Below are 4141 nucleotides of genomic sequence, written 5' to 3' on the forward strand. Positions count from 1 at the left end.
TTCTTAAAACAGAATGAATTGAATTAACTAAATTACTTATTATGAGGGTAAAACCGATAAAACACTATTGGCAACTGATCCCCTTTAGCTGCACTGTGAATGAGGAGAAATCATTTCTGAAACTAATGAGGGGAAATTAATTTCTATTATATTAAAAATATTATTTGTAATATGCAAGCTCTTTTTTTGATAATGAAAAAAAATCGCATTCAGGATATTGAGTCTACAAGGATAATTTGAAATGATTTTGGTCCCACCTCACATTCTCACAAATTCGGTAAGGTCTGAAGTCAGCAGTCTTTCCAGCTCACCAAAATTGGCTTCCCGGGTTTCGGCAAACAGGAAACCAAAAACGGAATGTTTCCGGTAATCGATTTTTCTGAGCTCCAGCGGTTTTTCAAAATAGGACAGCAGTTTTTCATAATCAAAGGATTGAATCTCATTTACATCCCTGCCCGTCGAATTGTTTAGCACAATAATGCTGAAAAGTTTCCCTTCCTTTCCCTTGAGAACCTCCGACCAGTTGGGTTTTTTCTGAAAGTAGTAGTACACATACGGATTGAATCCGTAGGCCAGAAAGGACAAATCTGCCGTGGTACACCAGCCGCCAAACCGCATCGGATTGACCTCGATGGGCAACAGCATGCCGTCGGCGTCCCGTCTGAGCTCAACATGAACCGGGAAATTTTTTACCCCGGCCGCATCTCCCATCTTTTCCAAAAATTCGGTAAACGGGCCAAGATTGTCCTCAATAATATCTTTTGACGTGATATACACGCGGTCGCCCACATCGGCATCCGAAGCAAAAATATGTTTAAGGATCGTTAGAATAACGGGTTTGCCCGCAGAATCGTAATAGGCATCCATGGCAAATTCTTCGCCGTGAATGACCTGTTCAAGAATAAATGAGCGGGTATCCAAAACCTCTTCCGGATACAAGGCGTTGATCTGCCCCATTTCCGCCAGAAGCGCCTCCCGCGTACCATCCCAGTCCTTACGGCTTGAAACCTTGTGAACCCCCATGCTGAAAAACCCAACCGTGGGTTTAATGATAAATGGTAAAGGGACATCATCGATCTGAATTGTTTTCAGCGAATCCGCAGGAATTTCTTTAAAATAAAATTCCGGGAAGAAGGATTTTGTCAGCTCCCGAAATTTTAGCTTGTTTTTAAACAGGTCGATTTTTTCAGGGAGATCCGTAAAGTGCAAGTGCTCCGAAATCCAGTGAATTGAATTTTCGGAAAGCGTGTAGATTACAGGATTTTCCGACTCCCGAACCCTTTCTACGGCCTGATCTTCACTAATTAGTTTTGTTCCGGGATACAGACCCGCCTGTTTTGCCGCCTCCGTGCCCACCACAGGAATGGCGTAATCCCTGACCGTTTTTTTGAAAAACTCCGAAACGTATGGTTTATCTACAAAAAACATGTTTCCCGATCCCGATTTAGATTTTCAATTTCGCATAAATAAATGAAGGTCTAATTTACGACATCTTTTGGTCATTTTCAAGTGGAGTATGAATTTGGACGGGATTTACAGGAGAAGGCACAGAACCAACAACACCATAATGAATTATGGTGATTGCACAACAAAAGTCCGATCCCAAAAAGCTGTGTATTTCCCCCAACGGCCTTGAACAATCACTCCAATTTATTGGGGTGAAACTACACGAGAAAAACATGGCACCCCAAGAAAATTTTGGACAGGATTTACAGGATAAAAATGCAGCACTAACAGAACTGACAGAACCAACAACAAACAACACCATAATGAATTATGGTGATTGTTCAACAAAAGTCCGATCCAAAAAAGCCGTGTCTTCCTCCAACTGCCTTGTACCATCACCCCAATTCATTGGGGTGAAACTCTTTGCCACCATACCCCCCAATAAAAAAAGCCTGACTCCCTCAGTCAGGCTTCCTCCTAGTTCTGGTAGCGGGGGCAGGCCCGTGCGCCAACCGGCGTAACTCGAACCTGCGTTCGCCAGCTGGCGAATATGAGCCCAACGAGCTTAACTAATCCCTTGATAACAAGTTTCTAATAAACCGTCGCCCCTGATAACTCTTCAACTCCCGTTCCCGCCTCATTGCTTCAGACTTCTCTTCATACACCTCTTTGTAAACAAGCGTCCACGGCCTAAATCTCACTGTCCAGCCCTTCGTGGCTAATTCATTATGGGAAAGCAACCTCTGTTCCAAATTGGATGTGTAACCTATGTAGATCTTGTCATATCTCTCCGAATACAGAACGTACGTTGTGTACATGATAAACCTCAAATAAAAAAAGCCTGACTCCCTCAGTCAGGCTTCCTCCTAGTTCTGGTAGCGGGGGCAGGACTCGAACCTGCGGCCTTTGGGTTATGAGCCCAACGAGCTACCAACTGCTCCACCCCGCAATCATATCACTTATGAATAAATTTTTTTGTAATTGTCAACATTTCTGAGCATCTTCTTGAATCCAACACAACCCCCTGCTATCCGATCCTGTTGAATCCGCTAAATACCAATCTAATCGCTTCTCCCCTCCACACAAGATGCCTCTCTGCAAACAGGACTCGAACCTGCGTTCGCCAGCTGGCGAATATGAGCCCAACGAGCTACCAACTGCTCCACCCCGCAGTCACATTAAATAATATATGAAATTTTTCAGAATTGTCAACATTTTTTTACGATTTTTTGGAAAGCTCCTTTTACAATAACGCCTTTAAAATGGCCGGGGTAACGTCCTCCAATGACGACAAGGTTTGCGCCCACTCCTCTTTCAGCGGGCCCCACAAAATCGTCATGGCCGGGTTGCGCGTGTGGGTTTTTACCCGAAGATCCTCCATATTTCCGTGGTCACTGGTCAGGATGACCTGGGTGGTTTTTAAATCAATTTCGGATAAAAAACGCAGGAGAAACCGTCCCAGTTTCCGGATTTCTTCGGCCGCCCGGCCAAAATCCTGGGAATGGCCCGCACGATCGGTTTTAAAATATTCATAAAGAATAAAATCATAACGGGCCGTCTGCTCAGCCAGAATCTCCCCCGCTTCTTCCGGGGTAAATTCGGGAACGTCAAATCCCTTACGAATCAGATCTTTATTCGTAAAATCCTGGTAAATGGCCCGATGTTCCACCACATCTTCCAGCGTAAAAAAAGGGAGATCTGCGGACAGATTCGCCACGGTCGTGGTGGAAAGCAGCCATTTCAGACGATCATCCAGCTTAAAAAAAATGGGGCGGTAGGCATTCAAAAAGGCGGCCCTTTTGCCGGCCTCTTTCACTTGTTTCAGCAAGGATTTTTGCTTTAGCATCTCACGCAGGGTTTTGTTCGGAAACCCGCTCCTGTGTTCACCGAGCAGTTTAGCGGCGTTCACTCCCGTCAAAAGTGTCGTCTGTCCCGTGGCACTTTGGGGCAGGCCCGGCACCCCCAGTGTGGCGTCCAGGGAAATGCCGATGCCCCCGAACGGAACAGCCTCGTTTCTTTGATCCCGAAAATGAAGGAAAATACCCGACGTATCCGCGGTACAGGGATTGAATTCCGGATTCTTTTCCCCCACGCCTAACCCATCCACAAAAATAAAAACTACTCGAAGGTCTGTCATCATTTATTTCGGAAGATTTGTTGAATAACCAAATTGTCTGACGGCTGAGGGGTTCCGGCGCCATTTTTCACGTACTTTTACCCAGAGGTCCAGATACACCGGCCGATCCAGAAACTGTTCAATCTCTTCCCGGGCAAGCGAGCCCACCCGTTTCAAAGCCTGTCCCTTTTTACCGATGAGAATGGCGCGCTGGGAATCCTTTTCAACATAAATGACGGCACGGATGTAATCTTTTCGACCGGTTTTCTCTTTGAATTCGGCAATTTCAACGGTCGTGGAATAGGGGATTTCTTCCCCGTAAAGATAGAAAATTTTTTCGCGAATGATTTCCGAAACAAAGAAACGCTCCGAATGCTCCGTCAGATAATCCTCCGGGTAGTACGGCGGATGAACAGGAAGGGCTTCACGAATCGCCTGTTTCAGCTCATCCAGACCATCGGCCTCCAGCGCAGAAATCGGAAGAATATCCAGAAACGGGTGCGCTTTGGAATAGGCATCCATGAGAGGAAGAAGCGCGTCTTTGTGAATCAGATCAATTTTGTTGATCACCAGCAGCAT

At 45.7% G+C, this 4141-nt stretch carries 5 protein-coding genes and 1 tRNA gene; 1 reads left to right on the forward strand and 5 read right to left on the reverse strand.

The window, feature by feature from the left end; translation table 11 throughout:
- Window positions 1–258: 258 nt before the first annotated feature.
- Entirely contained in the window at window positions 259–1428 is a 1170-nt protein-coding gene (locus GXO76_10855; GenBank protein NOY78354.1) for an ATP-grasp domain-containing protein, read from the reverse strand.
- Between the two features lie 146 nt (window positions 1429–1574).
- Between GXO76_10855 and GXO76_10860 the strand changes: the two genes are divergently transcribed.
- Window positions 1575–1967, forward strand: a complete 393-nt coding sequence (locus GXO76_10860) for a hypothetical protein (protein ID NOY78355.1) — start codon at window positions 1575–1577, stop codon at window positions 1965–1967.
- A 48-nt stretch (window positions 1968–2015) separates the two neighbouring features.
- Here the strand turns inward: GXO76_10860 and GXO76_10865 are convergent, their stop codons facing one another.
- The 4 genes from GXO76_10865 to era all read right to left on the reverse strand — a co-directional run.
- A complete protein-coding gene (locus tag GXO76_10865) occupies window positions 2016–2264 on the reverse strand; it encodes a GIY-YIG nuclease family protein (GenBank protein NOY78356.1) in 249 nt (82 codons plus the stop codon).
- A 55-nt stretch (window positions 2265–2319) separates the two neighbouring features.
- Window positions 2320–2395, reverse strand: a tRNA-Met gene (locus tag GXO76_10870).
- Window positions 2396–2689: 294 nt separating this feature from the next.
- On the reverse strand, window positions 2690–3586 hold the full coding sequence (locus GXO76_10875) for a peptidase (protein NOY78357.1): 897 nt from the start codon (window positions 3584–3586) through the stop codon (window positions 2690–2692).
- On the reverse strand, window positions 3587–4141 hold a 555-nt coding region (gene era / locus GXO76_10880; protein ID NOY78358.1), incomplete at its 5' end, for a GTPase Era.

The sequence above is a fragment of the Calditrichota bacterium genome (assembly GCA_013151735.1).
Classification (GTDB): Bacteria; Zhuqueibacterota; JdFR-76; order JdFR-76; family BMS3Abin05; genus BMS3Abin05.

Bases quoted from the DNA above. Each gene is read 5' to 3' on its own strand.
- GXO76_10875 (NOY78357.1), bottom strand. From the start codon at position 3,586: ATGATGACAGACCTTCGAGTAGTTTTTATTTTTGTGGATGGGTTAGGC.
- GXO76_10860 (NOY78355.1), top strand. From the start codon at position 1,575: ATGGTGATTGCACAACAAAAGTCCGATCCCAAAAAGCTGTGTATTTCC.
- GXO76_10855 (NOY78354.1), bottom strand. From the start codon at position 1,428: ATGTTTTTTGTAGATAAACCATACGTTTCGGAGTTTTTCAAAAAAACG.
- GXO76_10865 (NOY78356.1), bottom strand. From the start codon at position 2,264: ATGTACACAACGTACGTTCTGTATTCGGAGAGATATGACAAGATCTAC.